The organism is Microcoleus sp. PH2017_12_PCY_D_A (assembly GCF_020738565.1).
Lineage (GTDB): Bacteria > Cyanobacteriota > Cyanobacteriia > Cyanobacteriales > Microcoleaceae > Microcoleus.
In genome coordinates this window covers 44,040-57,764 of sequence record NZ_JAEQCI010000080.1, presented here as the reverse complement: position 1 = coordinate 57,764, position 13,725 = coordinate 44,040, and the positions used below count along the sequence as shown (strand labels likewise).

Here is a 13,725-nt window from a genome sequence, read left to right as displayed (position 1 = left end):
TGAAATGGTCATTTAGGTTCGTAGTGAGGACTTCAGTCCGCATCAATTTCTGAGGACTGAAGTCCTCACTACGAACCAATTTTATTTGCTATGGCATCATAGGAATTGTATACATGAAAAATTTTAGGGCCTAGCATATCGGATGCCAGACCCTAAAACATTTGTGAGTTAAATTGATTCAAGTGGGTTTTTAGCTCTGCTGAAATTCAGCAAACAACTACTACTAAGGTTGACTTTTTGGCAACTGCTCTGCGAGGGAGCTAGCTATTAGCGGAGCCTATTCAGACTTCTGTGTTTGATTGTGCGATCGCAATTCTAACTTGATAACTTTCGATTTCTCAAATCGCCTCAAGCTATTTCACAAATTCCGAGCGCAATATCAACCTTTCTTTTATCTGCTAATAAACTACACGATTCAGGCGTTGCCTGCGAACTAGAGCCGAGCGGGACAAACACTCTAATTCAATTTTTTTTATCCAAGTTTTTTGTGCTGCTTGGTTTCTGCCCCTCATGTATTTAAACTAACACCAATTCTGCACTAACTCTACTTTGTTTACGAAACTTGACACTTTTTGACGCACCGAAATACTTCAGAAATCGATTATTAACAATTTGTACGATCGCGCGTTAGCACAATGTGCATATCCGGCAATATTTGTTGACTTTCACCGCAGCAGGGCTTCCCAAGTAGCGCGGCCGACAATGCCGTCTGCTGGTAGCTGATATCGTCGTTGAGCAGCCTTGACAGCAGCTTCAGTTTCCCGCCCGAACACGCCGTCAGCACTCGCGCGCAAAAATCCCTTGGCCCTCAGTCGCTCTTGCAATTCTCTGACTGCTGGGCCCCGCATTCGTCTTCTCAAAACAGGAAAATTGGTGGGCTGCGGTTGGGGGCTAATCTCTGTGTTTTCGGGGGTTGTGGCTGTGGGGGCGATCGGGTTTTCGATCGCCCCCACAGCCACTGGAAACAGCCGGTTCCAAGTATCTTGACCGACTATGCCATCTGGGGCGATGCCTGCGGCTTCCTGGAACTGAGACACGGCTTTAGCTGTGCTTTGCGAGAAAATCCCGTCTACCTCGCCGTTATAAAATCCCAATAATTTAAGAGCAGCTTGGAGTTCGGTAACATCTGAGCCGCGACTGCCGATTTTGAGCGCGGGGCGGACGATCGCACCTGTTTGGGCTGTTTGGGCGATCGGGCTATTATTATTACCTGGTTCGGAGGTAGGTAGCTGTCCACGAGCAGGAGTAGAGGCGATCGCGCCCAGTGCCAATAAACCGTACAAACTCCAGCCGAGGAGCAAACTCGGAACCTTGCGGGCTTTATTCCAGCTTGCTGTCAGGTTTCGGGACATGGGAAATTCGACCTCTGCAAAACTTGGTAGCGATCGTACATCAAATCTGGCAAAAATTGGGCGGAGCGAAGCGGAGGGATGGGGCATGGGGCATGGGGCATCGGGCATGGGGCATGGGGCATCGGGCATCGGGCATCGGGCATCGGGCATCGGGCATCGGGCATTTTTGATTCCCAGTCCTTCCCTTTGATAAAAAAATTAATCCCCTAAAATAGCTGCAATTGGCAAAAAAACTGCTAGATTGCCGTAGAGCAAAGATTAAACCGCGTTCATTGGGCCCCACCAACACCATGACCGAATCCAGCAACCCCACCAGAACCGCCAGCCAAATAGACATCGGCAATGTCAACATCGGCAACTTCCAAGTCGGCAGCATCAGCGGCAACAAATACAACGACTTCAACGCCAACGGGCGGCCCGACGGCGGTGATGTGCCAATTCCCAACTGGCAAATCTACCTCGACATCAACAACAACAACAGGCTTGACGGCGGTGAACCTTCCACCCTCACCAACGCCCAAGGCAACTACATCTTTACCAACCTGCCACCGGGGACTTATCAAGTTAGAGAAGTCCAGCAGCCGAACTTTCGCCAAACTACGCCCAATCCCGCACCGATCGCAATTACCAGCGGCACAAACGCGGGTAATATCAATTTTGGCAATAACTTCAACGCCGGGACGATCGCAGGTACAAAATTCAACGACATCAACAGCAACGGCCGCCAAGACTTCGGCGAACCACCGCTAGCTAACTGGCAAATCTACCTCGACCTCAACCGCAACAACCGGCTCGACGGCGGCGAACCTTCTACTATTACAAACCTTCAAGGCAATTACGCTTTTGTCAATATTCCCGCAGATACATATTTGGTGAGAGAAGTCCAGCAACCGGGTTTTCGCCAAACTACCCCTGACCCGGGCCCGATTAACGTTACTTCCAACGCCGCTATCACCAACATCAATTTTGGCAATGTCTTTTTTGTCGGCAGCATCAGCGGTCTCAAGTTCAACGACCTCAATGCCAACAGCGTCCGAGATGCGACAGATCCGCCTCTGGCCAACTGGCAAATTTACCTCGACCTCAACGCCAACAACAGGTTAGATCCGGGCGAACCGAATACTATCACTAACCCGCAAGGAAATTACACTTTTGGCAATGTTTCCCCGGGCCGGTATTTGGTGAGGGAAGTTCAGCAACCGGGATGGATTCAGACTACGCCAAATCCAGGGCCGATCGACATTACGGGCAATACCAACGCTGTCGGGGTCAATTTCGGCAACAATTTCCCCACCGGCAGCATCAGCGGCTTTAAGTTCAACGACCTCAACTCTAACGGTGTCAACGAACCGACGGAACCGAGAGTTGCCAACTGGCCGATTTACCTCGACATCAACAACAACAACGCCCGAGATCCCAACGAACCTTCGACTTTAACAAACCCCCAAGGTAATTTCTCTTTTATCAACTTGCCCCAAGGCATTTATTCGGTGAGGGAAGTCCCGCAGCCCGGTTTCCGACAAACTACGCCAAATCCGACTCCGATTACTGTGGGTAACGGCACAAATGCCACTAATCTCAGCTTTGGTAACGTGTTGGTGACGGGTACGATCAGCGGTGTCAAATTTAACGATTTTAACGCCAACGGTCGGCTAGATGCCGGGGAACCGCCGATCGCCAATACCCAAATTTACATTGACCTCAATAACAACAGCCGTTTAGATCCGGGCGAAGCCAGTACCTTTAGCGACAGTCAGGGCAATTACAGTTTCCGCAATGTTCCGGTAGGTAGTTACATCATTAGGGAAGTTCCGCCGCCCGGTTTCATTCAAACGACTCCGCCTGCGCTGGTAGTTGTCTCGGCAGATGTTCGGGCCAGCAGTATCGATCTGCTGACGGGAGATCCTGAAAGTCGTAGCGTAGCGGGGCGTAAGCCATCGGCTAAATCCTTAAATGGCGACCAACAGGCGGATGCTAGCAGCTATGCCGGGCCGGAAGTTGCGGGTAATCTTGGGGCGGATAGCTTGCTTTCGTTCGCGACCCGCGATAGTTATCAAATTAGCGATCTTTTGCTCGATCGACCTGTCGCGAATTTAGGCAATCTTCCTAACTTTGGGCAACAGAATGCCGGCTGGGAGCAAAATACACAAATCGGTGGATTTGTCAATAGAAATGAATTAATTAATTGGAATCTGGGAAACTCGTTCGGGTCGGTGATTTAGGTTTCAATCAAGGTCGATCGCCCCCCATCCCAAACAGCAGATAAAAATCAGCAAGAGGTTAAAGGGCGATCTCGTGATACCCTATTGTTTGGCAACCTCCAACACTCAAGCGTAAGTTCCGGGAACCCCGAAGCTGGCTTGTTGTATATTGGGTGCAATATTTCAGAGGCTGTAGCATTGAGCGTAAGTCAGAAACTATCAGACAGTTCCCCTAACCCCGACCGGCATATTTTCAGGCAAAGCAAATCAGATCCAGTCCGGTAGTTCGATCGGTCTAAAGCTTGTTGTTTCGAGGCAATCCCAGAGGCTGCGATCGTCTCTTCACAGCGAACGATGACAAACCTGAACGATGCCACCCGACTTGCGATCGGGGGGGACACTCAATCAAGACCTTTTTAAAGCTCAAACCAGCAAGTATGTACGGAGAGAGAAGGCGTGCAAATCTTAAAGATGTTGCCCTCAAATTGCCAGGGCTCTTCAAAACCTGATATACTGGCCAGCGACAAAGCTTGAGGCATTGTTGTGTGAGATGGGGAACATTACCTCAAGCACAGACGTATGTAAAATCGAGTGGCAATTGTCAGCGACTAGCAAAAACTACTCAGCTATTGACAAACCCATACAGTAGTCTGTAATTTACGTGGATTTAGGTGTGAAGGAGAGAAATCATGGCAGATTTAACTAGCGAAGAGCGGATTGCCCAGCAATTACAGGTTGGGAACACCGGCCCGGCAATTTTAGGTATCAAGTTCAATGACTTGAACGCGGATGGCATCAGACAGGCAAATGAACCAGGTCTGGCAAATATCCCCATTCTCCTCGAACCTGCGATCGGCAGCAACGGCCGATTAGATGCAGGGGATGTCTCCGTCCTTACAGACGCTAACGGAGCATTCTCATTCATAAATCTGGTTCCTGGCAACTACGTAGTCACAGAAACAACAGTACCGGCTGGTTTCCGTACCACGACTCCGAATCCCCTCGCTGTCACTGTTGGAAACACAAACACCAACGTTTTCTTTGGCAACACCCAGCTTGTGGGCAGCCGGATTGTTGGATGCAAATACTTAGACATAGATGCCGACGGCTTTCGAGACGGGAATGAACCGGGCATTAAAAATGTCAGGATATATCTTGATGGCAGCAACGGTAGCGTCCCCAACGGCCGATTAGATCCAGGGGAACTTAACACATTAACAGACAAAAATGGTGCGTGGTCGTTTAATGTAACACCTGGAACATACAGAGTTCGGGAAGAACGAGTCAACGGCATCAACGGAGAACCCCTAGAAAGAGATTTCCCCCAAAGCACCCCACCCAACAACATTCCCGTACTGGACGTAACGGTAGCCGCCGGTCAAACTTTTGCCTGCGCTCAAGTTGGCGACACTCCGCTGTATCAAATTGAAATTAACAAATTTCGGGACGTTGACCGCAGTGGCACGCGAAATGTGGTCAATGGAGTTTTTGAACCCCCGATTGCTAACGTACCCTTCATTTTAGATTTGAACGGTAACGGTCGCTGGGATCAAGCCTCAGAACCCATCGCTATCACTGATGTAAACGGAGTTGCTACCTTCAGGGATTTGAGAGCTGCCAATTACTCTGTCTTGGAAATTTTTCCAGCGACACTGCCCGGTGGCGGTGCCCCAGGCAACCTCAATGCTCCAGTGGCAACTACTCCTAACCCCGCTCTGGTTTCGGCACCAGGCCCGCAAGCACGGTTCCAGGGTACGATCAGCAGAGAGCAACCGATCTTAGTAACAGATTCAACCTACACACTCAAACCAAACGACCCTAAGTTTGTAGATACCAACCGCGACGGCGTTCAACAGGCTGGGGAAAGATCGATCGCGGCAACTGGCGAACGGCCGATTTTTGCCAACACGCCTTTACCTTTCCCAGCGACTAACCCCTCACCAGCAGTTATCTTTACTCCTGTGGGAGCTAATACTGGGAATGGAAGTAATTCTGGTGTGGGAAACACTCTACCTAACATCACTGTATTCAAATACAATGACCTGAACGGAAACGGTCGCTTCGAGCCTATTCAGGGTGAAGCACCAATTAGCGGTGTCACTGTCTTCCTAGACACCAACAATAATGGCACTCCTGACGCCGGAGAACAACAAATACAGACGAATGCTCAAGGAAGAGGAGCATTTACCAACTTGCAACTGGGCAATTACACGGTGCGGGAAGTCGTACCGGCTGGTTTCTCGGCTTCGACAACTGCTGGTGTTCCGGTAACTCTAGGCACTCAGGACGCTAACGTTACTTTTGCCAACACGCCCAATAGCAACATCACTGGTTGCAAATTCGAGGACTTTAACTTGAATGGCTATCGAGACGGAAACGAACCGGCGATTAGCGGCGTTACTGTTTTTCTCGATACCAATAACAACGGCGCCCTGGATGCAGGGGAAGCAACTACCACTAGCGATCAGTTTGGTACTTTTGCTTTCAGAAATTTGCGTCCCGGTACTTACAACCTGCGAGAAGTACCTCCTCCTGGTTTCTTCCAGACGACTCAACCGCTCAATATCGTTTTGGGCCCCAATCAAACCTTTACTTGCGCTTTGATTGGTAACTCTCGTCGCTATGATTTGTTAGTTCCAAAATTCCGAGACGACAACCGCAACGGCGTACAAGATTCGGGCGAACCGCGTCTTGCTAATGTTCCATTTACTTTGGATTTGAACCGGAACAATCGTTACGATGCCGCCACTGAGCCTTTGGTAAGAACGGACGCGCAAGGGATTGCTCTATTCCCGAATTTGTTCCCGGCCACTTACTCGGTTTTGGAAGTTTTCGACGATCCGAACGTTCCCAACCCGTTCCCGATCCGCACTGGCCCTAATCCTGTTAGCTTTAACGTGCCGGGCCCCAATACTGTGCCTTCGCCGGCAACTCGCACAGCGAGCTCAATAACAACTGCTACTGAGGAATTAGATCCGTTGATTGGCGGCACCGGTGTGGCGGCTGCTAGCCCCGATCTTTTGACGGACGGCGGCAGTTCAACCGATGCTGTGGTGAAGGCGCTCAGCGTCGATGCCTTGCTCGCACCGAGTGGAGTTGTGACCAACTTTGACGATCTTGAGGCATTGAGAACAGCGAGTTCGCTGACTTTTGCAACTACACAAGATAAGTCTGAGGATTGGCTGTTGGCTGCTCCTGCTCCAATCCAAGTGTTCTAATCTGAAGTTGGGTTTCTAGTTTGAAACTCAACTATTAGTAATTACCTAGTTTAAACTGCACGTCAAACATTGTTTTGGCGTGCAGTTTACTTTTGTGCCGATCGCACAAACTGTCTTTAGTAGTAGACTGCGATCGGCACAAAGAACGATTCCCCGCCCTCAGAAAACCTTTATTTATAGAGGTAGAACTTAGAGGAATATGTTATGCCAACTCAACAACAAACTAATCCGGCTCAACATCAAGAACAGCAACCGGGCGTCGAAGCGCAGATGACGCCTGCACCTGATTCCTTCGCATCCGAATATCGCGGCAGCGACAAATTGCGCGGCAAAGTCGCCTTAATTACCGGCGGAGATAGCGGTATCGGGCGCGCCGTGGCTCTTGCATTTGCTAAGGAAGGGGCGGATGTGGCGATCGGCTATCTCAACGAAGATGGAGATGCTAACCAGACTAAAGGGGCGATCGAACAACTCGGCCGCCGCTGCATTTCCCTAGCCGGAGACATCGGCTCTGAAAGCACCTGTCAAAACCTTGTAGAACAAACAGTAAAAGAATTCGGCCACCTCGACATCCTCGTCAACAACGCCGCCGAACAGCATCCCCAAGAAAGCATCGAAGACATCACCGCCGAACAGTTAGAGCGCACCTTCCGCACCAATATCTTCTCAATGTTTTACCTCACCAAAGCCGCTCTAAAACACCTCAAAGAAGGCAGTGCAATTATCAATACTACCTCAGTCACGGCCTACAAAGGCAACGAACAATTGTTAGATTACTCGTCCACAAAAGGAGCAATTGTTGCCTTTACTCGCTCTTTGTCTCAAAGTTTAGCTGAAAAAGGAATTCGCGTCAACGGAGTCGCTCCCGGCCCGATTTGGACGCCGCTAATTCCTGCAACTTTCCCCGAAGAAAAAGTGGCAAAATTTGGTGCAGACACGCCCTTGGGACGCCCCGGTCAACCCGATGAAGTTGCTCCCAGTTACGTGTTTTTAGCTTCTAAAGATTCGTCTTACATGACGGGTCAAATTTTGCATCCCAACGGCGGCTCTGTAATTAACGGATAGAAACACAGGACTTGCATTTCTGACTGCGAACTCAAGGTTTGTAGTGAGGACTTCAGTAAGAAAGAAAGAAAGAAAGAAAGAAAGAAAGAAAGAAAGAAAGAAAGAAAGAAAGAAAGAAAGAAAGAAAGAAAGAAAGAAAGAAAGAAAGAAAGAAAGGACTAAAGTCCTCACTACGAACCTAATGTTTGTAGTGAGGACTTCAGTCCTCTTATTGAAAGAAAGAAATAAAGAAAGAAAGGACTAAAGTCCTCACTACGAACCTGGTTTGCAGTCAGGACTTCAGTCCTCTTATTAAAGATTGGTGAGTTTTGACAAAACAGTAATCCCGCCACCCAAGGTAGCGGGATTGATAGGTTGCAGTTTAGCTATTCTCTAGTTTTGCTAGAGTGGAAATTAGCGGGCTGCTGAATTAGCTCATCTTAGCCATTTCTTGCTGGATCGTGCTTTTGGCTGCTTTAAATTGAGTAGCCATTTGTTCCATTTGTGCTTCGCTCAGGTTGCGGCGAATTTGAGGGAACATATCGTTTTCTTCTTGCTTGACGTGATCCTGAACGGCTGCTTTGAGCTGTTGCAGTTGACCTTTGAAATCAGAAGAACTCGGGTTGAGAGCCTTGATTTGGGCGAGCATCTGCTTCATTTGTGCTTGCTCGTCGTACAGTTCTTGAGTATCGCCGTAGTAGCTGCGAACTGCGGGATAAACAATTTGTTCTTCGGCTTCTGAGTGAACGCTTAAGTCTTTGTAAAGTTGACCGAAGAATTCTTGCAGTTTTTGAGGATCGTCGGTTTTTTCGATTTCCATAAATAGGGTATCGACTTTGCGGTGATCCATTGCGATGATTTCGGTGATGTTCATCTCTTCTTTGGTGCGGGTAACTGCACCGCCGATGATGCCGGTCATCGCAGCCATTGCATCTTGGACGCGGGCCCACACGCCTTGATCGGGGTCTTTTCCGGTGAGTTCGCGCACTCCTAAAATTTCGAGAACTCCTTTGAGTTGTTCTTGGTGGGCGCGGTTTTCAAAGTTAACTGTGTTGAGGGGAGTAATGGCGGCTTCGATGTCGGCGCCAACTACTTGAGCGGCTTTGTGAATTAACAAGCCGGCCATTGTTTGTTTGTGTTTGAGCAGTTCGTGCTGACCGACTTTTTCAAACATTGTGAGTTCAGAACCTTCCATGAGTTTCTGAACTTCTTTAATCATTTTTGTGGTGGTTTCTTTCGGTTCAGCTTGAATCCCGTATTGGATGATGGTGGTTTCCAATACGCCCATGTTTTTGCGATCGTCCTCCAGCATATCCCGGAAGCGATCGCACAGTTCGGAGTCGTTGCAGGAATTGATGAACAATTGCTCGTTGGCGATCAGCAGGTTTTGCAGCGCTTTCATGTCTGCTAATTTCATCGCGATCGCTTGGCGCTTGGTATCTTCTAGGGTAGCTACCATCTGTCGTTTCTCCTCTCGATGTTTTTAGTGTTCTTACATCTTTTAATTTATTGAAATATTCTGATAACTTCCTCTTTCTCCCGACTGATTCATTGATCACCCGCGCAAGCTATTGACTTTTGAGCGAAAAAATGGTAGTAATTTGAGGCTGTTTGAAACAAAGCAAAAATTACTTCCTGAATGACAACAGCCCACAGCCGACTGACAACAGCCCGCTGACAACAGTCAGCAGTCAACAGTCAACAGTCAACAGTCAACTGACAACTGACTTTTGTATCAATTAATCCCGATCGCACATCAGTAAAGCGCTACTATAGTTGAAGCCGAAGTTAACTGAAGTTTAAGAATAACTAGCTTGTCTCAACTGCTCGCTGCTTTAGAGTTCCCAGCCAATGTCTGGAAGCTGCACAATGGGTTAACGGTCATTCACCAGCGCCTAGAGGCCACACCGGTGGTTGCGCTAGACGTGTGGGTGAAGGCTGGCGCTACGAAGGAGCCGGATTCTTGGTCGGGAATGGCTCATTTTCTGGAACACATGATATTTAAAGGGACGGATGCGATCGCCCCTGGAGAATTTGACCAGGTAATCGAAAATCGCGGCGGTGTCGCCAACGCAGCTACAAGTCACGACTACGCCCATTTTTATGTCAACGCCCGGGCCGATTATTTAGCAGAAACGGCGCAGCCGCTAGCAGAATTGCTGCTGCGCGCTTCGATTCCGGATGCGGAATTCGATCGCGAGCGAGATGTGGTGCTCGAAGAAATCCGTCAAGCTCAAGATGACCCCGATTGGCTCGGTTTCCAAGCAATGATGGAAACAGTTTACCAGCAGCATCCCTACAGGCGATCGGTACTGGGGACGGAAGAATTGCTGATGTCGCGCACTCCCCACGAAATGCGGTGTTTTCACCGAGAGCACTATCAACCGGAAAATATGACTGTGGTGATAGTCGGGGGAATTGAGGAAGAACAAGCCCGAGATATCACCCTCCAAGCATTCGAGCAGTTTTCTGACAGATGGGATTGTCCTAAATTTGTCGCCGAAGCCGAACCGCCGCTAGTAGAAATTCGCCGTCAGGAACTCCGCCTCCCCCGATTGGAACAAGCGCGGCTGATGATGGCCTGGAGTGGGCCGGGAGTTGAACACTTGCAAAATGCTTGCGGCTTGGATTTGATCTCTGTGTTGCTCGCAGATGGGCGGACTTCGCGTTTAGTCCGCCAACTGCGGGAAGAATTACAATTGGTACAGGCGATCGAAAGCTCTTTCTCGCTACAGCGGGAATCGAGTTTGTTTACGATTAGTGCAGTCTTGGAAGCGAAGGATCTAGAACAGGTGGAAGCTCGGATTTGCGATCGGCTTTGGGAACTGCAATCTGAGCCGGTTTCGGAGGCAGAACTGATGCGCTGCAAGCGTTTGCTGTGCAACGACTTTGCTTTCTCCCTCGAAACGCCGGGACAGTTAGCGGGTCTTTACGGATATTACAGTACGATCGCCACTGCCGAATTAGCGCTCAGCTATCCTACCAGGATTCAGTCATTTAAGCCATCAGACCTCCAGCGTCTAGCTCAACAATATCTCTCACCCCGGCGCTACGCGGCTGTGGCGCTCAAGCCAGTTTAGTTATTGGTTAGTTGTTATTGGTTAGTTGTTACTGGTTACTACCACCAGTGAGCTTGTAGGGTGCGCAATGCGCACCGCATCGGTTGACTGACCCTTAAATGGATGAAATAAATATTTTTTGTACCGGATAGATGTTTGGCGTTTTTCGGGGGTTTTCTATACGCAGTGTGTACCCTACGGGATAGATGTTGTTACATTTAGACGTTGTGCGTCAGGGTTTTTTGTGCGCAGTGCGCACCCTACAGGTAGATTTTGTTACATTTAGATATTGTGCGTCAAGCCCTACTAAGTCTGACCGCAGACCAAAATGCAAATGGAAAATAGCAAAATGGCGATCGAGTAATTATCAATTACCAATTACCCATTACCGATTCCCTATTACCGATTCCCAATTACTAACTAAATTAATGATGAAAAATGAAATTCAGCGCACGGTTTTAGACAACGGTATGGTTGTCTTAGCATCAGAAAATCCAGCAGCAGATATTATTGCAGCTAGGATATTCCTGCGCGCCGGTAGCCGCTGCGTACAGCCGGAACAAGCAGGATTGTGTCACTTGCTGTCGGCGGTAATGACTAAGGGAACCGATCGCCTGTCTTCGCTGGAAATTGCCGAACGTGTAGAATCGGTGGGAGCGAGACTGAGTACCGACTCGACTACAGATTACTTTTTAGTGAGTTTGAAGACGGTTGTTGCGGATTTTCAAGACATTTTGGAGTTGGCTGCGGAATTGCTGCGATCGCCCACTTTCCCGGAAGCGGAAGTGGAACTCGAACGCCGCATCGCCATATCAGCAATTCGATCGCAACAAGAACAACCGTTTTCGATCGCCTTCGAGCAATTGCGGCACGCGATGTACAAGGATCATCCCTATGCTTTCTCTACCTTGGGCACGGAAGCTACGATGTCAAAGCTCACCAGAAACGAGCTCGAACAGTTCCACAAAACCTATTTCCGTCCCGACAACGTAGTTATTTCGGTAGCCGGCAGAATATCTACCGAAGATGCGATCGCCCTGATCGATCGCACGTTTGAAGACTGGAAAGCGCCTTTAACACCCCTGCCAACTTTAACCGTTCCCCCCCTCACAGCCTCCCCGCAATCCGTGGCTAAAGCGCAAGAAACCCAGCAATCAGTGATTATGCTGGGCTACCTCGCACCCTCGGTCAAAAATCCCGACTACGCAGCAATTAAGTTGCTCAATACCTATTTGGGTAACGGTTTGTCGAGCCGGTTGTTTGTGGAATTGCGGGAAAAGCGGGGCTTGGCTTACGACGTTTCCGCGCTCTACGCGACGCGCCTGGACACGGCTCAGTTTGTCGCGTACATGGGTACGGCGCCGGAAAATACGGTGACTGCTTTTGAAGGATTGCGGACTGAGGTCGATCGGCTCGCCAACATCCAACTAAGCGAGGAAGAATTGCAAGCTTGCAAGAATAAAATGCTCGGTCAATATGCTTTAGGAAAACAAACTAATTCGCAAATTGCCCAAGTTTTAGGCTGGTACGAAATTCTGGAATTGGGAATTAAATTTGACCAGGAATTCCAAGCAGAAATTGCAGCAGTTACAACTGCGGAAGCTCGGGAAGCTGCTCACAAATACTTCGTCGAACCGTATATTTCTTTGGTGGGCCCGGAGGCGGCGATTACAGAGTTGGGCGTGGCTGCTGTTTGTTAAGGAGGAAATGGGCGATCGAACTTGTGAAAAGTTCGATCGATCTAACCAGTTTGTCCATCTGATAGACTAAAGGAATTGATTGGGCTAAGTTGAGCTATGACCATTGCGATCGACCAACCAATACAACAGAAACCACTCAGCTTTGACGAGTTTATCGCCCGTTATGGTGGCGATAATCGCTATGAGCTGATCGATGGAGAGGTATTCGACTTGGAACCCACAGGCCCTCATGAGGAGGTTGCAGCCTTCATTACCACAAAAATATGTGTCCAGATCGACGGAACAGGCTTACCTTGGTTTGTCCTTCAGCGGGGACTATTGCGCCCTTCAAATATTGGTATGACAGCATTTCGACCTGATGTTGCAGTTGTCGATCGCGATGAACTTACTAAAGAACTGCTTTGGTCTGGTGAGTCGATTCTAACACTGGGCAGTTCGATTAAATTTGTGGCGGAAGTTGTTAGTAGTAACTGGCAAAATGACTATTCTCGTAAAGTCGAAGACTACGCAGTTTTAGGTATTCCTGAATATTGGATTGCAGACTACGCAGGATTGGGCGGTACTCAACACATTGGGAAGCCCAAACAACCCACCCTCTCAATCTGCACTTTAGTGAATGGGGAATATCAAATTCAGCAGATTCGGGGCAATCAAACCATTGTCTCTCTAACTTTCCCAGATTTAAAACTGACTGCTGAACAGGTGTTGATGGCTGGCAGGTAAAATCACTATAATTTGACTGCTCCGATGTAAGGTCGATATTTAAAAGGTACATAGCGTTTCTTATGTTTGTGTCCGTGTTTCGGCCCTCTGGCGCAGCTTTCGAGCATATTCTTGACTATCGGTGATATCAGGTCGTGAGTTGATGACTCCTTCACTTTGCCAATAAGCAACAAGTTCTGCTTTTGTTTTAGGTGGGTTGCTCAGAACTTTTCCGATCGATAAAACACGTAAGATATATTCAGATAAAGGTAGGTTGACCCGCAAAGCTTCAGTAGACAGTTGACTTTCTAACTCCGGCGGCAACTCTAATTGAATGCTCATGTCTGCGTTCCTCATCGATCGAGATTTTAGATTAATCGTAGCTGATGTCCTAATTATCCGAAGACTCCTGCCACACAACGGCACCACCAAAAAAACTTAATCAGACT

10 protein-coding genes are annotated in these 13,725 nt (G+C 48.7%); 7 read left to right on the top strand and 3 right to left on the bottom strand.

From position 1 onward, the window contains the following. Positions 1-665: 665 nt before the first annotated feature. Complete coding sequence (locus JGK39_RS22415) at positions 666-1,352, bottom strand: peptidoglycan-binding protein (protein ID WP_293297404.1); 687 nt, start codon at positions 1,350-1,352, stop codon at positions 666-668. Between JGK39_RS22415 and JGK39_RS22410 the strand changes: the two genes are divergently transcribed. The 4 genes from JGK39_RS22410 (at position 1,351) to JGK39_RS22395 (ending at position 7,836) form a co-directional block, all read left to right on the top strand. Then, on the top strand, positions 1,351-1,542 hold the full coding sequence (locus tag JGK39_RS22410; RefSeq protein ID WP_293257702.1) for a hypothetical protein: 192 nt from the start codon (positions 1,351-1,353) through the stop codon (positions 1,540-1,542). The two genes, JGK39_RS22415 and JGK39_RS22410, sit on opposite strands and share 2 nt — an antisense overlap. A gap of 100 nt (positions 1,543-1,642) precedes the next feature. Continuing rightward, a complete protein-coding gene (locus tag JGK39_RS22405) occupies positions 1,643-3,574 on the top strand; it encodes an SdrD B-like domain-containing protein (RefSeq protein ID WP_293257704.1) in 1,932 nt (643 codons plus the stop codon). A gap of 668 nt (positions 3,575-4,242) precedes the next feature. Then, the gene (locus JGK39_RS22400) at positions 4,243-6,771 is read left to right on the top strand and encodes an SdrD B-like domain-containing protein (protein ID WP_293257706.1); all 2,529 of its coding nucleotides are present in this window, start codon (positions 4,243-4,245) and stop codon (positions 6,769-6,771) included. A gap of 204 nt (positions 6,772-6,975) precedes the next feature. Next, positions 6,976-7,836: an SDR family oxidoreductase gene (locus tag JGK39_RS22395; protein ID WP_293257708.1), complete on the top strand. Its 861-nt coding sequence runs from the start codon at positions 6,976-6,978 to the stop codon at positions 7,834-7,836. A gap of 409 nt (positions 7,837-8,245) precedes the next feature. Here the strand turns inward: JGK39_RS22395 and JGK39_RS22390 are convergent, their stop codons facing one another. Then, positions 8,246-9,274: a hemerythrin domain-containing protein gene (locus JGK39_RS22390; protein WP_293257712.1), complete on the bottom strand. Its 1,029-nt coding sequence runs from the start codon at positions 9,272-9,274 to the stop codon at positions 8,246-8,248. A 355-nt stretch (positions 9,275-9,629) separates the two neighbouring features. Here JGK39_RS22390 and JGK39_RS22385 point away from each other — a divergent pair, with 355 nt between their 5' ends. The 3 genes from JGK39_RS22385 to JGK39_RS22375 all read left to right on the top strand — a co-directional run bounded on the left by JGK39_RS22385 (position 9,630) and on the right by JGK39_RS22375 (position 13,297). Continuing rightward, entirely contained in the window at positions 9,630-10,895 is a 1,266-nt protein-coding gene (locus JGK39_RS22385) for a pitrilysin family protein (protein ID WP_293257714.1), read from the top strand. Between the two features lie 410 nt (positions 10,896-11,305). Then, positions 11,306-12,574 (top strand): pitrilysin family protein, encoded by a 1,269-nt coding sequence (locus tag JGK39_RS22380; protein ID WP_293257822.1) that lies wholly within the window; start codon positions 11,306-11,308, stop codon positions 12,572-12,574. Between the two features lie 96 nt (positions 12,575-12,670). Further along, positions 12,671-13,297: a Uma2 family endonuclease gene (locus tag JGK39_RS22375; RefSeq protein WP_293257716.1), complete on the top strand. Its 627-nt coding sequence runs from the start codon at positions 12,671-12,673 to the stop codon at positions 13,295-13,297. Positions 13,298-13,357: 60 nt separating this feature from the next. On the opposite strand, the gene JGK39_RS22370 is transcribed toward JGK39_RS22375, so the two are convergent. Beyond that, positions 13,358-13,618, bottom strand: coding sequence for a hypothetical protein (locus tag JGK39_RS22370; RefSeq protein WP_293257718.1), 261 nt, complete (start codon positions 13,616-13,618; stop codon positions 13,358-13,360). Positions 13,619-13,725: the final 107 nt, after the last annotated feature.

Excerpts from the sequence above, each read along its gene's own strand:
- JGK39_RS22370 (WP_293257718.1), bottom strand. The coding sequence starts at position 13,618 with ATGAGCATTCAATTAGAGTTGCCGCCGGAGTTAGAAAGTCAACTGTCT.
- JGK39_RS22390 (WP_293257712.1), bottom strand. The coding sequence starts at position 9,274 with ATGGTAGCTACCCTAGAAGATACCAAGCGCCAAGCGATCGCGATGAAA.
- JGK39_RS22375 (WP_293257716.1), top strand. The coding sequence starts at position 12,671 with ATGACCATTGCGATCGACCAACCAATACAACAGAAACCACTCAGCTTT.
- JGK39_RS22410 (WP_293257702.1), top strand. The coding sequence starts at position 1,351 with ATGGGAAATTCGACCTCTGCAAAACTTGGTAGCGATCGTACATCAAAT.
- JGK39_RS22380 (WP_293257822.1), top strand. The coding sequence starts at position 11,306 with ATGAAAAATGAAATTCAGCGCACGGTTTTAGACAACGGTATGGTTGTC.
- JGK39_RS22415 (WP_293297404.1), bottom strand. The coding sequence starts at position 1,352 with ATGTCCCGAAACCTGACAGCAAGCTGGAATAAAGCCCGCAAGGTTCCG.
- JGK39_RS22400 (WP_293257706.1), top strand. The coding sequence starts at position 4,243 with ATGGCAGATTTAACTAGCGAAGAGCGGATTGCCCAGCAATTACAGGTT.
- JGK39_RS22405 (WP_293257704.1), top strand. The coding sequence starts at position 1,643 with ATGACCGAATCCAGCAACCCCACCAGAACCGCCAGCCAAATAGACATC.
- JGK39_RS22395 (WP_293257708.1), top strand. The coding sequence starts at position 6,976 with ATGCCAACTCAACAACAAACTAATCCGGCTCAACATCAAGAACAGCAA.